Here is a 14,422-nt window from a genome sequence, read left to right on the forward strand (position 1 = left end):
CTCAAGCTCCCTTCGTATAGGAAGACATCGCCATGAACTTCTCCGCCACCGGCCAGTCGGCGGCGCGCGACGCCTCCTGCATGCACTCGATCAGGGCTGCCCCCTCGGTCGGCTGGCGATGCGCCTTCATGTCGCCGTCGCGGTAGGCGTTGATGAAGCGGAATTCGAGCGGATCCATGCCGATCAGCCGCGCCAGCTTGTCCATCTGCACCTCCAGCGCAAAGTCGCCGATGGTCACGCCGAAGCCGCGCATGGCCGACGAGGGCGTGCGGTTGGTGTAGACGCAATAGGTGTCGATCCAGACATTGGGGATCGTATAGGGCCCGGGATAGTGCGCAGCGCCCTTCTGCGCGCCATAGGGCGAGTGGCGCGAATAGGCGCCGGCATCGGTGTAACCCGTCACTTTTCGCGCGACGATGCGGCCATCCTTCATCACGCCGTCCTTGATGACGACCTTTTCGGCCGCGCGGGGTGACGAGATCTGCATCTCCTCCTCGCGGCTGTAGATAAAACAGACCGGTCGCCCAGTTAGCTTGGCGCCGAGGATGGCAATCGGCTCGACGATGACATCGACCTTGCCGCCAAAGCCGCCGCCGACCGTGCCGCCTACGAAATGCAGCTTCGAGCCCGGCATCTGCAGGATGATCGAGGCGTTGTCGAGGGTGAAGAACATCGCCTGCGTGTTGGTGTAGCAGGTGAAGCGGTCATTGCCTTCGGGCACCACGACGCAGCCGGTGGTCTCGGTCGGCGCATGCTCGATGGGCGAGGACTGGTAGCTCTGCTCGAGGATATGGTCGGCTTCGGCAAAGCCTGCCTCGACATCGCCGAAGCGCACCTTGCGGCATTCGCCGCTGTCGTAGAGATAATAGTTCTGACCGTGATATTCGTTGACCAACGGTGCGCCGGGTTTCAGCGCTTCCTCCATGTCGAAGACGGCCGGCAGCACCTCGTAGTCGACCTTGATCTTCGCTGCGGCCTCTTGCGCCGCGCGCTCCGTCTCGGCCAGCACCGCCACCACGGCCTCGCCCTTCCAGCGGACCTTGCCGTCGGCCAGCACCGTCTCGTCCTCCGGCCCGATCTGGATCAGGATCAGGATGGTGTAGACATTGTGCGGCACATCCTTGGCCGTGAGGATTTTCACCACGCCTGGATGCTTCTCCGCCTCGGATGTGTCGATGGAGCGGATGCGGGCATGATGGTGCGGACTGCGCACCATCTTGAGATGCAGCATATTGGGAAAATTGCGGTCGGCGAAATAGGCGGTCTTGCCCGTGACATGGCCGGGCGAATCCAGCCGTGGCCGCCCCTGCCCGATCTCGTGCAGGCCGTCCTTGCGCTGATCGGCGAAATAGCTCTTGCGCAGTTCCATCTGTGCTTCCCTCAGGCCGCGTTCTGCGAATTGGCGCGGGCGGCAGTCAGCACCGCCTGGATGATCGGCTCATAGCCCGTGCAGCGGCAGATGTTTCCCGACAGCGCCTCGACCACCTCGTCGCGGCTCGGGTTGGGCGTATGGTCGAGCAGCACCTTGGCGGCCATGATCATGCCCGGCGTGCAGAAGCCGCATTGGGTGGCGAAGGCGTCAAGGAAGGCGCGTTGCAGCGGATGCAGCACGCCGGCTTCGGCAAGGCCCGAAGTGGTGCGAATGTCGGTGCCGCCGCAGGTTTCGGCCAGCGTCAGGCAGGATAGTTTCAACTCGCCGTCGATGATGACCGAGCAGGCGCCGCAGGTGCCCTGGTGGCAGCCGCCTTTTGGCGAGGTGTCGCCGATCTTGTCGCGCAGCGCATGGAGCAGCGTCGTGCCGCCCTCGACGAATTCGGCTTTCTCGCTGCCGTTGAGCGTGAACTGAACCGGAACCTTTGCCATGTTTTCCTCCCAGCGCGCCTGCCCGATTGATCGGACAGACGCGCGCCCCCCTAGCGGTGGTTAAGTAAGCAGCAGACGACCGAGATGGACCGGCAGGACCTCGGCGCGATACCAGGCGCTGGCGATCGGATCGGTGATCGGCGAAGTGCCTTCACCTGCCGCAGCCAGCGCTGCTGCGATGCCGTCCCGGTCAAGCCGCTTGCCGATCAGCGCCTTTTCCGCCGCGCGTGCACGCATCGGCCGGTCGGCCATGCAGCCGAGCGCGATCCGCGCCGAGGAAACTGCGCCGTCGCCGGCCTGTTCAAGCGCGGCGGCGATGCTCAGCACCGAGACGCCCTTGGGCTTCACGCGCGACACTTTCAGGAAGCGGAAGCTCTCGGCCTTCGGCAGCGCGAAGCTGACTGAGGTGACGATGGCGTGGTTGTCGTCCCGCTTGGCCAAAAAATCCCCAATCGGCAATTCCCCATCATCGGTGCTGACGGTCGCATCCAGCGCCAGCAGCGTGACGGCGAAATCGCCATAGGGCGCCGGTGCGAAGAGATTGCCGCCGACGGTCGCCATGTTGCGGATCGCCGGGCCGCCAACGGCGCGCGCCGCCTTGGCAATCGCGCCGAGTTCCGGATGGCGGGCGATCGCCGCCATGGTCACCGAAGCGCCGATGCGGGCCCTACCGTCGGCAACGGCGATGCCGGACAGGGCCGGGTCGGTCGAGCGGACAAGACTGGAGACCAAGACATCGCCTTCATTGGCGGCGCGCACGACCAGCGTGCCGCCGCCGAGATAGCGCGTGCCAGCCGCCTTCAGCGCTGCGTTGGCGTCCCTGACGGTCGGAAAGGTCTGGAGGGCAAGTGCCATGGCAGGCTCCTTGGTTCAGCTTTCGCCGGAAAAATGGCTCTTCAGCGCATTGAAGCCGCCCTGGAAGACATTGGCGCCCATGCCGGCGGCGATCTTGTCGGCCTCTTCGGGTGCGGCGTCGAAGCTGGCAGTCCATTCGGCATAGGTACGGTCGCCATCGGTCACCCGGCGCAATTGCAGCGTCGCCTTGTGGTTGGTCAGCGGCTGCGGCGTCTCCAAGATGGAGTAGCTGACGAGGAAATTCCGATCGGAAAAGTCGAGCAGTTTTTCGCGGACGCGCGCGCCACTGGCGAGCTCGAAATTGCGCACGCAGCCGATGGTGCCGGCATCCTTGCCGTCCTCGATATGGCTTTCAACCATGCGTGGATGCCAGCCCGGCAGGTCGTTGAAGTCGCGTATGCGCGCCCAGACCTTTTCGACAGGCGCGTCGATGACGCTGGATATGGTGACATCAACCATGGGCTCGTTCCCTTGCGATCAAATTTGCATTCAAGGGTAAGCCGGCGGCGGATGCTGCGCTTATCAATGGGTCTTGCGGCCCTATCAAGGAGTCTGAAAAACGAGCGGCCTCGCTCAGGCCATGGCCCGCGCTGCCTCGCGGTAAAGCGTCGGCGGCACGCCGACATGGTCGCGGAAGAAACGTGAAAAATTGCCCTGAGTGGTGAAGCCAAGATTGCAGGCGACCGAGATCAGCGGCTCCTGCGACCACTGCAATTGCCGCACGGCTTCCTCCATGCGCAGCGTGTTCCAATAGACGTTTGGCGTCAGATTGGTCTGTTCCTTGAACAGCGCAAAGAAATGCGGCCGCGACAGGCCGACGCTGCGGGCGACGTCATCGAACGAAATGCGCTCACAGACATTGGCCTTCATCAGCTGGATCGCCTTGCGGACACGGAAATCTTGCATGGTGTTGATGCGGATGCGCGCCTCTTGCGGCGCCGAAGCGTCGGCGGCGTCGAGCACGCTATCGATGAAGCGCTCGATCTCGTAATTGGCGACGTCGTCGATGCTTTCATTGTCGCTCAAATGATCGAGCAGATTGGCGGCGGCCTGGTGCAGCCAGGGTTCGAGTGTGATCGCGGCCTGCGCGAACAGCGGCGCCGAGGATGGCAGGTCCCGGCGCCGGCGCGCCCAGTCGGGATCGATGTAGAAGGCAAGGAACAGGCCCGGCCTGCCGTTCTGCGACAGGATGTGGCTGTGCGGCTGGTAAGAATTGATCCCTGCCGCGGTGCCGGGACCCAAGGCCACCGTCTCGCTGCCGATGGTCATCTCGCCGGCCGTGCCTTCCAGCCAGATGATGATATGGGCCTCGACATGGGCATGGGTGACGAAGTCGCTGGCGACATTCAGGACAGAAACATGTCCGAACCGGCCCCAATAGAGCCTGATCGCGTCCGTCATGGGTATATCCTCCCGCAGACGACTGGCCTCCTTTCGCCTGCAACAGGATTGTGCGGCTGAGTTCGGGCTCGCGTCAAGGCGGGTGTTTTGGTCGAGAGTGTTCCGCCGGGCGGTTCTGTGGATTTTCAGACTGAGCGATAGGAACTGAAACGAATAGCGTTTTTCTTTCTCTGATTCCCGAGGGAGGTGCTGCCCCTCATTGTCCTGCCGGACATTTCTCCCCGTATAGTGACGGGGAGAAAGATGCTCTCATTGCTGATTTCGCCAATCGCCAACGTTGCCAGAAAGGCGCCAAGGGTGCGGCCAGATCCCTTCTCCCCGTCACTATACAGGGAGAAGGTGCCGGCAGGCGGATGAGGGGCAGCGCAAGCCTTAGATCAAGAAAATGTTCCCCATCTCAAACCGAGGCAGTCATGCCGCCGTCGACATAGAGCGTGTGGCCGTTGACGAAGGACGATGCGTCGGACGCCAGGAACACGGCGGCGCCGATCAGTTCGTCGACATAGCCCCAGCGGCCGGCCGGCGTGCGCTTTTCCAGCCAGGCGGAGAACTCCTGGTTATCGACCAACGCCTGGTTCATTTCGGTGCGGAAATAGCCGGGCGCGATGGCGTTGATCTGCAAGCCGTATTTCGCCCAGTCGGTGCACATGCCCCGGGTCAGGTTGCGGATCGCGCCTTTGGTGGCCGTATAGGGCGCGATGTTGGGTCGGGCGAGCTCGCTCTGCACCGAGCCGATATTGATGATCTTGCCCTTGCCGCGCGTAATCATGGGACGGGCGACCGCCTTGCCGGCATGGAAGGCGCCGGAGACATTGGTCTTGAACAGCCGCTCCCATTGCTCCTCGGGAAAATCCTCGAGCGGGGCGCGAAACTGGACGCCTGCATTGTTGATCAGGATATCGATGGCGCCGATCTCGGCCTCGATGCGGCCCACGTCCGCATCGACGGCACGAAAATCGGTCACGTCGAAAACAGAGGCGTGCGCCGTGAAGCCGGCGTCGCGCAAACCTGTCACTGCGTTCGCGACCTTGCCGGCATCGCGGCCGTTGAGCACGACGCTTGCGCCGTGCTCGGCAAGGCCGCGCGCCAGCGCCAGGCCGATGCCCTGGCCGGAGCCGGTGATGAGCGCCAGCCGACCGTTAAGGTCGAACAGGGATTTCGATGTCAAAGCAATGGTTTCCAGCCGAAAGGTTCAGTCATTGCGCCGGAAGTTGCGGATGCGGTCGAACAACACTGCGAGCAGGATCGCGCCGCCGATGAAGACACCTTGCCAGAAGGCATTGATGCCGAGCAGTCCAAGGCTGTTGCGGATGATTTCGATGAGAGCGGCACCGACAATGGCGCCGAAGGCGGTGCCGACGCCGCCGGCGAGGTCGGCGCCGCCGATGACGGTGGCGGCAATCACCTGCAGTTCCATGCCGTTGCCGAGGTTGGTGGTGACGGCGCCGAGCCAGCCGGTCTGGACGATGCCGGCAATGCCGGCCGCCAGCGCCGAAATCATATAGACGGCGACCTTGATCTGGCGCACGGGAACACCGGTCAGCGTCGCGGCATGTTCATTGCCGCCAATGGCGAAGATGTGGCGGCCGAACTTGGTCCAGCGCAGGACGAAACCGGTGATCAGCGCCAGGATGATCATGTAGAGCACCGGATTGGCGATGCCGAACACCCAGGCGCCGCCGCCCAGCGCGAGCAGCTTGTCGTGGTCCGGTCCGAATTGGAAGACGACGGTGTTGTTGGAGGCTACCATGGCCAGGCTGCGGGCGATCGACAGCATGCCGAGGGTCACCACAAAGGGTGGAAAGCCGAGATAGGCGATCAGCACACCGTTGAAGGCGCCAATGGACAGCGCGGTGGCGATCGAGGCAAGAATTCCGACCTCGATCGAGTAGCCGGCATGCATGGTGACAGCGAGAACCATCGACGACAGGCACAGCACCGAGCCTACCGACAGGTCGATGCCGCCCGTAATGATGACGAAGGTCATGCCGAGCGCGATGATGGCAACGAAGGTGATGTTGCGGGTGATGTTGTAGAGGTTCTTCGAGGTGGCGAAGGCGTCGGTGGCAAACGACAGGAAGAGACAGGCGAGAATGACGGCGATCACCACCCAGAAAGTCTGGCTGGAGAACAGGCGCGAGACAAAAGTGTGCTGTTTCTGCGCAATCGTCTGGTCAAGGGTGACTGCCATTATCGACCTTTCCTACCGGTGGCAAAGCGCGCCGGCATGGTGAAATCCGAGTTGCTCATGCCACCTGCTCGATGGCGCCGGTGATGAGGCCGGTGACTTCCTCGGGCGAACTCGAAGCGATGGTCTTGTCGGCGACCTTCCGGCCGCGCCGCATGACGATGACGCGATCGGCCACGTCGAAGACGTCGGGCATGCGATGGCTGATCAGTACGACTGCGATGCCCTGGTCGCGCAGATGGCGGATCAGGTTGAGCACCTCGGCCACCTGCCTGACCGAAATAGCCGCCGTCGGCTCGTCCATCAGCACGATCTTGGCCTGCGACAGCATGGTGCGGGCGATCGCCACCGCCTGGCGCTGGCCGCCCGACATCTGCTTGACGAGGTCGCGGGGCCGCGTTTCCGATTTCAGCTGAGCGAAAAGCTGGCCGGCGCGCTTGTACATTGTGGCGTAGTCGAGGATGCGGAACGGTCCGACGCCCCGGCGCAGCTCGCGGCCGAGATAGACATTGGCGGCAGCGGTCAGATTGTTGCACAGCGCCAGGTCCTGGTGGACGATCTCGATGCCGTGCTGGCGCGCATCCGCCGGCTTGTGCAGGATCAGTTCCTTGTCTTCCAGCCGCATGATCCCGTGGCTCGGGTGGAAATTGCCGGCGATCATCTTGACCAGCGTCGACTTGCCGGCGCCGTTGTCGCCCATAAGGCCGACCACCTGGCCCGGCTCGATCGCCAGCGACACGTCGTTGACCGCCTGGATGGCGCCGAAATGTTTTGAGATGTTGGTGAGTTCGAGAACCGCCACCAGACTTTGCCTCCCTTGTCTTGGCCGCCGGTCGTTGCCTCAGCCTGCGCTATCTCAAAGTCCTCCCAGAGGCAGCGATAACCGGCATTTACGCAAAGCCTGTGCGGTCGTCAATTGTCAGACGAATAAGAAAGCAGCTTATATCGAATGGTTTGCGCCGCTGGAATCTAAAAATCTGTTTTGTAGGACAAATAGGATTGACGTTGGCCGCGAGCCGATATTAGCTGGGTGCTGGAGGGCATCCAGCCGAACCCAAGCCGGCTTGCCGGGCGGGTCAGCAGGGGTGTGCGGTCTTTCCCAGGTTCCATTCGAACCTGACTGACCGAATCGAAAATGCTTATCGATCCGGCCTGGCCACACGAGCGCTCGCATGACGATCCTCTGTCGCCGCATCCGGGTTGGTCTGTGTGGCGGGCACGCCGTGTCCGTTTGTTTGCAAAGGGAGGACTGACATGAGGAAAACACTTTTGCTCGCCGCCGTCGCCGCCATGGCGCTGGGCGCCGGGCCGGCTCTGGCCAAGAAGCAGCTCGTCATCGTGGTGAAAGGTCTCGACAATCCGTTCTTCGAAGCCATCCACCAGGGCTGCGAGAAATGGAACAAGGAAAACGCCAGCTCGGAATATGAATGCTTCTACACCGGCCCGGCGTCGACCTCCGACGAGGCCGGCGAAGCGCAGATCGTCCAGGACATGCTGAGCAAGGCCGATACGGTGGCGATGGCAATTTCGCCGTCCAACGCGCCGCTAATCGCGCAGACGATCAAGACCGCCAATCCGACGATCCCGATCATGACCGTCGACGCGGACCTCGCCAAGGAAGATGCCGCACTTCGCAAGACCTATCTCGGCACCGACAATTATCTGATGGGCAAGAAGATCGGCGAGTATATCAAGAAGGGCAAGCCGAACGGCGGCACGATCTGCACCATCGAAGGCAATCCGGCAGCCGACAACATCCTGCGCCGCGCGCAAGGCATGCGTGACGCTCTGGCGGGCAAGGAAGGCCTGGCGGCACTGGCCGGCGAAGGTGGCTGGACGGAAGTCGCGGGATGCCCGGTGTTCACCAATGACGACGGCGCCAAGGGCGTTCAGGCGATGACCGACATCCTCGCCGCCAACCCCAAGCTCGACGCATTCGGCATCATGGGCGGCTGGCCGCTGTTTGGCGCACCGCAGCCCTATCGCGACCTGTTCGGGCCGCTGAAGGACCGCATCGCCAGCAACGATTTCGTCATCGGCGCCGCCGACACGATCGGCGACGAAGTGGCGATCGCACGTGACGGCCTCGTCACCGCGCTCGTCGGCCAGCGGCCGTTCGAAATGGGCTACAAGGCGCCGTCGGTGATGATCGATCTCATCGAAGGCAAGGCAGTCGCCGATCCGGTGTTCACCGGCCTTGACGAATGCACCAAGGATACGGTCGACACCTGCATCCAGAAGTAGTTTCCGCAGTACCGGGGCGTCCTTTGAGGGCGCCCCGTCACATCCCTCAGGGACAAGGACAGGCAGCATTGTCGGGGCGGCAGGCTCCGGCTTTGACGGGCCCATGCGCCTTTGCTTCGACGAAGGTTGGCTTTCGGCGAAGCGATGCCGGGCACGGACAATTCCGGACGATTTCCCAGCGACAGTTTGCCGATGCCGGAACAAGATGCCGGACGACAAATCCAGAAAGCGATCCGCCAGGGCGCAAGCGCCGGCCAGCCCGCCCGCGACGGCCGTTCGACGGCCGGATATGGCGTGGAACCCCGGCTTCAGCGTGCACGCCTCTCTGGCCAGCGAAATCGGGCTTCGGATCGTGCGCGGCGATTATCCGCCGGGCTCCATCCTGCCCAATGAAGCCAAATGGTCCGAGATTTTCAACGTCAGCCGCTCGGCGGTGCGTGAAGCGATCAAGATGCTGATGGCCAAAAGCCTGCTGGCGTCGCGCCCCAAGATCGGCAGCTGGGTCGAGCCCAGGGAGCGCTGGAACCTGCTCGACCGCGATGTGCTGGCCTGGTATGCGGCTGGACCGGACCGGGAGGCCTTCCTGCGCACCGTACAGGAGTTCCGCCACATCATCGAGCCGGAAGCCAGCGCCTTCGCCGCGATCCGGCGGACCGAGGAGCAGATGGCCGAGATCAGCCGGGCCTGCCGCGAGATGGGCGAGGCGACGAGCCTGCAGCAGCGCATCCGCGCCGACACCCGCTTCCATCTCGCCATATTGCGGGCGTCGGGCAACGATCTCCTGGTTCCGCTCGGCGTGCTGATAGAATCGGCGCTCGACCATCTGTTCGTCTTCGTCACGCGCGAGCACAGCGACCAACGGCGGGCGCAATCTCTGCATGAGGCAATCGAAAAGAACGTTCGCCTCAAACGCCCGGCCGCCGCCCGCAACGCGGTTCACAGGCTGCTTGCCAACACCGACGAAGTTGTCGAGCGGTCGCGGCGGTGATTTCAGGCGGCAGCCAGGAGTGAGGCATGCGCGGGGCGCGTATCGCTGAGTTCAGATCGTCTGCTTCTTCCCGTCCTTCATCGGCATCAGGTCTACGCCATTCACTTTAGCGATATGGGTCGCCAGCATCGGCACGAACTGTTCGGCCGGGCCGGTGGCATGGGCGCCGGCAAAGGAATTCTTTGTGGCATTGCCGAGCGGGTTGGCGATGCCGGCCGCACCCGCCATCGATTCCAGATAGGTCAGGTCCTTGAAGGCATTGGCGATGGTGAATTTGTGCGCGTCGCGATCGCCTTCCAGCGTCCAGCGCATGAAGGTCTGGTAGAAGCCGCAATCCATGCGACCATTGCGGATGACGCTGTCGAAACGCGGCGGCGAGATGCCGACCTTTTCGGCCAGCGCCAGCGCTTCGGAATAGATAGCGGCGTAGCCCAGCGAAATGAAGTTGTTAAGCAGCTTCATGCGGTGGCCGTCACCGGTGTTGCCGATATGGACGATGCGCCCGGCCCATGTCTCGATGACAGGCTTCACACGCGCAAAGAGCGCGTCGGGCGCGCCGACCATGGCGTCGAGCGTGCCTTCCCAGGCTTCCTTCGGGGTTCGGCTCAGCGGCGCATCGACGAAGTCCACGCCCATCTCCTTCAGTTCCTCCGCCAGCGCCACGCTTGAGACCGGATCGGAGGTCGAGCAGTCGACGACGACCGAGCCTTTTTTCAGGCCCTCCTTGAGGCCGCCGGGGCCGCGGATAATGGCTTCGACCTCGCGGGAGCCGGTGACGCAGATGAAGACGATATCAGATGCCGCCGCCACATCGCGCGAAGTCGCCGCTTCCTTGGCGCCGCGGCCGAGCAGATCCTCGGCCGGCTTGCGGTTCTTGCGGCCGAGGAAGGTCAGGCTATAACCCTTGTCGACGATGTTCTTGGCGATGCCGTGCCCCATCAGGCCAAGGCCGATAAAGCCGATCTTTTCGCTCGCGGCGGTCGTGGTCATGTCTTGAAGTCCTGTTCACAATGATTGATGTCAGGCGCCGCCGTTTTGCAGGCGAGGGTGGTTGCGGAACGCTATATTGTCTGACAATACACAGAAATCCCAGGCATTGGAGCGCAAAATGACGAAGCGGATCATGTTCACCGGCGGCAGCGGCAAGGCCGGGCGCCATGTCGTGCAATATCTGGTCGAGCAGGGTTGCCAAGTGCTCAACATCGACACCAAGCCGCTCGACAATCCCAAGGTGCGCACGCTGATCACCGACATAACCGACAGCGGCCAGGTGTTCAACGCGCTGACGAGCTATATGGGCCTGCATGAATTCGACCCGTCGCTGCGCTCGCAGCCGGTCGATGCCGTGGTGCATTTCGCCGCCATCCCGCGCATCATGATCACGCCCGACAATGAGGTGTTCCGCATCAATGCGATGGGCACCTACAATGTCATCGAAGCGGCAGTGAAGCTCGGCATCAAGAAGGTGGTGATCGCATCCAGCGAGACGACCTATGGCGTGGTGTTCGCCAACGAACCGCGCGACCCCAAATATTTCCCGCTCGATGAAGAATACGACGTCGATCCGATGGACAGCTATGCGCTGTCCAAGGTCGTCAACGAACACACGGCGCGTGCCTTTGCGCAGCGCAACGGCACCGACATCTATGCACTGCGCATCGGCAACGTCATCGAACCGCATGAATATTCGCTGTTTCCGAAGTGGTTTGCCGATCCGGGCTTCCGCAAGCGCATCGCCTGGAGCTATGTCGATGCCCGCGACCTCGGCCAGATCACGCTGCGTGCGGTGGAAAAGGACGGCCTCGGTTTTCAGGTGTTCAACGCCGCCAATGACGACACCTCGTCCGACTTGCCGACGGCCGAGCTGTTGAAGCGGTTTTACCCAAATGTGCCGGTCAAGGCGGAGCTCGGCGAATATGAGACGCTGCTCTCCAACCGCAAGGCCAGGGACTTGCTCGGCTTCCGTCCCGAGCACAGCTGGCGCAAATACGTCAAATAGGGCTGGCAAATAGAGCTTTGGAGGCAAGGTTCTAAGGTGATCTGTGCACAGCCTCAGGCTTTGCCGCCAACGCCCTTTCCCCTGCTTGACAGCTTTCGAAATCCGGACTTTGTGGACGCATGAGGGACGGAAAGCCGAATAAGGGAAAGAAGCCCGACAAGGTGGCGGCAGCCGAGCGCCCGGCGGCGCTTCGTCGGGCCGACGCAACCCGGGTGCCCGGCTCCAGCGTGCATGCCTCGCTGGCCAGCGAAATCGGACTTCGGATCGTGCGCGGCGATTATCCGCCGGGCACCATCCTGCCCAATGAAGCCAAATGGTCGGAAACCTTTAACGTCAGCCGCTCGGCGGTGCGCGAAGCGATCAAGATGCTGATGGCCAAGAGCCTTTTGGCATCACGTCCCAAGATCGGCAGCTGGGTCGAACCCAGGGAGCGCTGGAACCTGCTCGATCGCGACGTGCTCGCCTGGTACGCGACCTCGCCCGACCGCGAAGTGTTCCTGAAAACGGTGCAGGAATTCCGCCACATCATCGAGCCGGAAGCGACAGCCTTCGCCGCCATGCGGCGCACCGAAGAGCAGATGGCCGAGATCAGCCAGGCCTGCCGCGAGATGGGCGAGGCGACCAGCCTGCAGGAACGCACGCGCGCCGACACTCGCTTTCATCTCGCCATATTGCGCGCCTCCGGCAACGATCTGCTGGTGCCGCTCGGCGTGCTGATCGAATCTGCCCTCGATCATCTGTTCACCTTTACGACGCGTGAACTCGACGATCTGCAGCACGCACAGCAGCTGCATGAGGCGATCGAGAAAGCCATCCGGCTGCAACGACCGGAGGCGGCCCGCAATGCCGTGCGCAAGCTGCTTGCCAACACCGACGGCGTCATCAACACCCGCTAAAAGCGGGATCAGCCTGCAGGCTATCCGGCTAAGTGCCGTCTTGTCAGCGCGATCAGCAGCGCCTGGTCGCGCGCGGCGTGCTCGGGCGGGTTGACGACTTCGTCACCTTTGACGATCGCGCCCCAGAAGCCGCGCAGTTCCTCGACGAAAGCTTCGCCGTAGCCGGCGCGCAGGTCGCGTGTCGAAAGCGTATGGCCGTCCGACTTCTTCACCGTCAGCCGGGTCGGATGATGGTTGAGCCAGGGCGATGGGAATTCGAGTTCAAGGCTGGCATCGTCGAAGAACAGCGTGATGCGCTCCTTGTAGTCGGCAAGTTTCGGCACGGTGAGATGCGTCATGGTCCACAGCGCCTGGCCGTCGAGCAACTTCACCGTACCCTGGCCGCCATCGCCATTGGCGAAGATCTGCGCGCCGACGACCTCGCCATCCGGCACGCCGAGTGCGTCGAGGAGGCCGTGCACGGCATTCACATCGTGAATCAAGGCGGAGCTGTAAGCGCCGGTAAATCCACGGAAAGCGAGCTCAGTTAGAGGCCGGCCGATGGCGTGCTCGACCTGTTGCTTTTGCTTGGCTTGCGCGGCAGCAACCAGGTCCTTGGGAATGTCGTTGCCTCTGATATAGCGCTGGTGGGCGATGAAGGGCCAGGCATCGGGATCGTTGACCTCGGTCGAGATGGAGCGCAGCGTCTTCGCGCTGCCCGGCAGCGAGGCCAGCGCCAGCCGGTAACTCGGGTCGAAGCGCTTCATGTAGCCGACTTGCATGACCTTGCCGGCCTTGTCGCACGCAGCGACGATCTCGGCGATCTCCTTCGTTGAATAGCAGAGCGGCTTTTCGCAGAAGACATGCAGGCCGCGCTCAAGAGCCGCCAGCACCTGCTCGTGATGCAGCGGGTCGGGTGAGCCGATGACGACGGCGTCGAGCTTCTGGTCGAACAGCTGCTCCGGGGTTTCGAAATTGGCAATGCCGTGGATTTCGCTGGCATATTCGCGCGAGATTTTCGACGGATCGGCGACGCCGACCAGGTCGAACAGATCGCCGAGCCGCAACAGGTTTGGAATATGCTCAACCTGCGAAATCATGCCGGCGCCGATGACGCCGACCCGTATCCTGCTCATGCAATCATTCCTGCAAATGGAGTCTAAAACAGTTCACGGCGCCGCCGTTGGTCGATTGCTGATCTGCGCCAGCAGGCCGGCGATCTCCGCTTCCACCGCCTTCAAATCCTCACCGCCCGACATGATCGAAATCACCTCGTCGCGCGAGGTTTCTGATTTGGCGTAGGTGCCGCGGTTGCGGCCACGGTTGAGCAAGGTGAAAGTGTCGCCGACGGGGTAGGCGTGGTGGATGTTGTGGCTGATGAAGATCACCGCCAGCCCGCGCATGCGCGCCTCGATGATGAATTTCAACACCATCGCCGCCTGATGCACGCCAAGCGCCGAAGTCGGCTCGTCGAGGATCAGCACCTTGGCGCCGAAATGCACGGCGCGCGCGATCGCCACCGACTGGCGTTCGCCGCCCGACAGCGTACCAACGGCTTGCGTCGGGTCGCGCACGTCGATGCCGATATCGGCCATCGCCTGACGCGCAATGGTGTTGGCGCGGTCCTTGTCGATGCGCGAGAAGGGCAGGCTGCTCTTCGTCGGCTCGCGGCCGAGGAAGAAATTGCGTGTTATCGACATCAGCGAGATCATGCCGAGGTCCTGGAACACGGTGGCGACACCGAGGTCCTGCGCGTCGCGCGGGCTGCGGAAGGTGACGGGTTTGCCGTCGACGAAAATCTCACCCTTGCTCGGCCGGTGCACGCCCGACAGCACCTTGATCAGCGTCGACTTGCCGGCGCCGTTGTCGCCGAGCAGGCAGTGGACCTCGCCGGGATAGACCTTGATGTCGATGTCCTGCAGCGCGCGCACCGAGCCGAAATTGACGGAGACGCCGCGCAGTTCCATGGCTGGCTGGACGATGTGGGCCGGCTGGATGGTCTGGGCCGA

The 14,422-nt window shown here is 62.8% G+C and carries 15 protein-coding genes; 4 read left to right on the forward strand and 11 right to left on the reverse strand.

From position 1 onward, the window contains the following. Window position 1: 1 nt before the first annotated feature. From FJV77_RS33290 to FJV77_RS18680, 8 genes are all read right to left on the reverse strand, one after another. Window positions 2–1,369, reverse strand: a complete 1,368-nt coding sequence (locus FJV77_RS33290; RefSeq protein ID WP_142868226.1) for a xanthine dehydrogenase family protein molybdopterin-binding subunit — start codon at window positions 1,367–1,369, stop codon at window positions 2–4. 11 nt (window positions 1,370–1,380) lie between these two features. Further along, window positions 1,381–1,863 carry a (2Fe-2S)-binding protein gene (locus tag FJV77_RS18645; protein ID WP_142868227.1) on the reverse strand — a complete coding sequence of 161 codons (483 nt, stop codon included), beginning with the start codon at window positions 1,861–1,863 and terminating at the stop codon, window positions 1,381–1,383. Window positions 1,864–1,923: 60 nt separating this feature from the next. Then, the gene (locus FJV77_RS18650; protein WP_142868228.1) at window positions 1,924–2,718 is read right to left on the reverse strand and encodes an FAD binding domain-containing protein; all 795 of its coding nucleotides are present in this window, start codon (window positions 2,716–2,718) and stop codon (window positions 1,924–1,926) included. 15 nt (window positions 2,719–2,733) lie between these two features. Further along, window positions 2,734–3,177, reverse strand: a complete 444-nt coding sequence (locus tag FJV77_RS18655) for an SRPBCC family protein (RefSeq protein ID WP_142868229.1) — start codon at window positions 3,175–3,177, stop codon at window positions 2,734–2,736. A gap of 114 nt (window positions 3,178–3,291) precedes the next feature. Beyond that, window positions 3,292–4,119, reverse strand: coding sequence for an AraC family transcriptional regulator (locus FJV77_RS18660; protein WP_142868230.1), 828 nt, complete (start codon window positions 4,117–4,119; stop codon window positions 3,292–3,294). A gap of 397 nt (window positions 4,120–4,516) precedes the next feature. Next, a complete protein-coding gene (locus FJV77_RS18670; protein ID WP_185970377.1) occupies window positions 4,517–5,293 on the reverse strand; it encodes an SDR family oxidoreductase in 777 nt (258 codons plus the stop codon). A gap of 18 nt (window positions 5,294–5,311) precedes the next feature. Further along, entirely contained in the window at window positions 5,312–6,310 is a 999-nt protein-coding gene (locus FJV77_RS18675) for an ABC transporter permease (RefSeq protein ID WP_142868232.1), read from the reverse strand. 55 nt (window positions 6,311–6,365) lie between these two features. Beyond that, a complete protein-coding gene (locus tag FJV77_RS18680) occupies window positions 6,366–7,109 on the reverse strand; it encodes an ATP-binding cassette domain-containing protein (RefSeq protein ID WP_142868233.1) in 744 nt (247 codons plus the stop codon). Window positions 7,110–7,561: 452 nt separating this feature from the next. On the opposite strand from FJV77_RS18680, the gene FJV77_RS18685 reads away from it, so the two are divergent. Both FJV77_RS18685 and FJV77_RS18690 read left to right on the forward strand, forming a co-directional pair. Next, window positions 7,562–8,551 (forward strand): sugar-binding protein, encoded by a 990-nt coding sequence (locus FJV77_RS18685; RefSeq protein ID WP_142868234.1) that lies wholly within the window; start codon window positions 7,562–7,564, stop codon window positions 8,549–8,551. Between the two features lie 205 nt (window positions 8,552–8,756). Continuing rightward, on the forward strand, window positions 8,757–9,539 hold the full coding sequence (locus FJV77_RS18690) for a FadR/GntR family transcriptional regulator (RefSeq protein WP_142868235.1): 783 nt from the start codon (window positions 8,757–8,759) through the stop codon (window positions 9,537–9,539). A 51-nt stretch (window positions 9,540–9,590) separates the two neighbouring features. On the opposite strand, the gene FJV77_RS18695 is transcribed toward FJV77_RS18690, so the two are convergent. Continuing rightward, complete coding sequence (locus FJV77_RS18695; protein WP_142868236.1) at window positions 9,591–10,529, reverse strand: NAD(P)-dependent oxidoreductase; 939 nt, start codon at window positions 10,527–10,529, stop codon at window positions 9,591–9,593. 118 nt (window positions 10,530–10,647) lie between these two features. Here FJV77_RS18695 and FJV77_RS18700 point away from each other — a divergent pair, with 118 nt between their 5' ends. Both FJV77_RS18700 and FJV77_RS18705 read left to right on the forward strand, forming a co-directional pair. Then, window positions 10,648–11,538, forward strand: coding sequence for an NAD(P)-dependent oxidoreductase (locus tag FJV77_RS18700; protein ID WP_142868237.1), 891 nt, complete (start codon window positions 10,648–10,650; stop codon window positions 11,536–11,538). 119 nt (window positions 11,539–11,657) lie between these two features. Next, entirely contained in the window at window positions 11,658–12,434 is a 777-nt protein-coding gene (locus FJV77_RS18705) for a FadR/GntR family transcriptional regulator (RefSeq protein ID WP_142868238.1), read from the forward strand. Between the two features lie 20 nt (window positions 12,435–12,454). Here the strand turns inward: FJV77_RS18705 and FJV77_RS18710 are convergent, their stop codons facing one another. Further along, complete coding sequence (locus FJV77_RS18710; RefSeq protein ID WP_142868239.1) at window positions 12,455–13,549, reverse strand: Gfo/Idh/MocA family oxidoreductase; 1,095 nt, start codon at window positions 13,547–13,549, stop codon at window positions 12,455–12,457. Window positions 13,550–13,582: 33 nt separating this feature from the next. Beyond that, complete coding sequence (locus FJV77_RS18715) at window positions 13,583–14,395, reverse strand: ATP-binding cassette domain-containing protein (protein ID WP_210246567.1); 813 nt, start codon at window positions 14,393–14,395, stop codon at window positions 13,583–13,585. Window positions 14,396–14,422 lie beyond the last annotated feature (27 nt).

It is taken from the genome of Mesorhizobium sp. WSM4306, from assembly GCF_007003975.1.
Taxonomy (GTDB): domain Bacteria; phylum Pseudomonadota; class Alphaproteobacteria; order Rhizobiales; family Rhizobiaceae; genus Mesorhizobium.

What these genes read in the sequence shown, in the direction of transcription:
- FJV77_RS33290 (WP_142868226.1), bottom strand. Translation starts at nt 1,369, where the DNA reads ATGGAACTGCGCAAGAGCTATTTCGCCGATCAGCGCAAGGACGGCCTG.
- FJV77_RS18645 (WP_142868227.1), bottom strand. Translation starts at nt 1,863, where the DNA reads ATGGCAAAGGTTCCGGTTCAGTTCACGCTCAACGGCAGCGAGAAAGCC.
- FJV77_RS18650 (WP_142868228.1), bottom strand. Translation starts at nt 2,718, where the DNA reads ATGGCACTTGCCCTCCAGACCTTTCCGACCGTCAGGGACGCCAACGCA.
- FJV77_RS18655 (WP_142868229.1), bottom strand. Translation starts at nt 3,177, where the DNA reads ATGGTTGATGTCACCATATCCAGCGTCATCGACGCGCCTGTCGAAAAG.
- FJV77_RS18660 (WP_142868230.1), bottom strand. Translation starts at nt 4,119, where the DNA reads ATGACGGACGCGATCAGGCTCTATTGGGGCCGGTTCGGACATGTTTCT.
- FJV77_RS18675 (WP_142868232.1), bottom strand. Translation starts at nt 6,310, where the DNA reads ATGGCAGTCACCCTTGACCAGACGATTGCGCAGAAACAGCACACTTTT.
- FJV77_RS18685 (WP_142868234.1), top strand. Translation starts at nt 7,562, where the DNA reads ATGAGGAAAACACTTTTGCTCGCCGCCGTCGCCGCCATGGCGCTGGGC.
- FJV77_RS18690 (WP_142868235.1), top strand. Translation starts at nt 8,757, where the DNA reads ATGCCGGACGACAAATCCAGAAAGCGATCCGCCAGGGCGCAAGCGCCG.
- FJV77_RS18695 (WP_142868236.1), bottom strand. Translation starts at nt 10,529, where the DNA reads ATGACCACGACCGCCGCGAGCGAAAAGATCGGCTTTATCGGCCTTGGC.
- FJV77_RS18700 (WP_142868237.1), top strand. Translation starts at nt 10,648, where the DNA reads ATGACGAAGCGGATCATGTTCACCGGCGGCAGCGGCAAGGCCGGGCGC.
- FJV77_RS18705 (WP_142868238.1), top strand. Translation starts at nt 11,658, where the DNA reads ATGAGGGACGGAAAGCCGAATAAGGGAAAGAAGCCCGACAAGGTGGCG.
- FJV77_RS18710 (WP_142868239.1), bottom strand. Translation starts at nt 13,549, where the DNA reads ATGAGCAGGATACGGGTCGGCGTCATCGGCGCCGGCATGATTTCGCAG.